The 653-nt window shown below is 40.0% G+C and carries 1 protein-coding gene; it reads left to right on the forward strand.

Translation table 11 applies throughout. The features are described 5' to 3' along the window. Positions 1 to 25 precede the first annotated feature (25 nt). Complete coding sequence (locus tag FKN93_RS17500; RefSeq protein WP_170905778.1) at positions 26 to 535, forward strand: ClbS/DfsB family four-helix bundle protein; 510 nt, start codon at positions 26 to 28, stop codon at positions 533 to 535. The last annotated feature ends 118 nt before the right edge of the window (positions 536 to 653 follow it).

Consider the following 653-nt stretch of genomic DNA (forward strand, 5'->3'; position numbering starts at 1 on the left):
GGGCGTTATGTGAATGGAGATCAAAATGTCTTCTGTGCCAAAAAATAAAGATGAATTAGAGTTAGCTATAAACTCAATATTTCCGAAACTCATGGCTGACTATCGTTCAATTCCGGAAAGTAAAGCTCGCAAATCTGGAGTAGAGGGAAACGTGAAAGGTACGGTCATTAGTGTTAGTGATACAGTGGCTTACTTGATTGGTTGGGGAAAACTGGTTCTTAAATGGCATCAGCTAAGATCTCGACACCAACATGTAGATTTCCCAGAAACTGGTTATAAATGGAACCAATTAGGTTCACTCGCTGAAAGCTTCCACGAAGAGTATCGTGATTGGAAATACAATGATTTACTCATTGAACTTGAGTCTACGGTTAACGAGATACTTTTACTCATTTCAAGCTTAAATAATCATGACTTATATGGTGTTACGTGGTATGAACAATGGACTTTGGGGCGCATGATTCAGTTTAATACGTCATCACCTATGAAAAATGTGCGTACAAAAGTTAGGCGTTTCAATCGAGAATTCACATAACAAACGCTTCAAGAGGGACTTCCAACGCGCGGCATTTTTACTATGCGTTGGTTTTTGTGGTTACGGTGTTATGCGGAAAGTTAGTAGTAGCGTTGTCAGCCCCTTAAGCGGGCGTTAT

The organism is Vibrio sp. A8-1 (assembly GCF_013048685.1).
Taxonomy (GTDB): Bacteria; Pseudomonadota; Gammaproteobacteria; order Enterobacterales; family Vibrionaceae; genus Vibrio; species Vibrio metschnikovii.

Excerpts from the sequence above, each read along its gene's own strand:
- FKN93_RS17500 (WP_170905778.1), top strand. The coding sequence starts at position 26 with ATGTCTTCTGTGCCAAAAAATAAAGATGAATTAGAGTTAGCTATAAAC.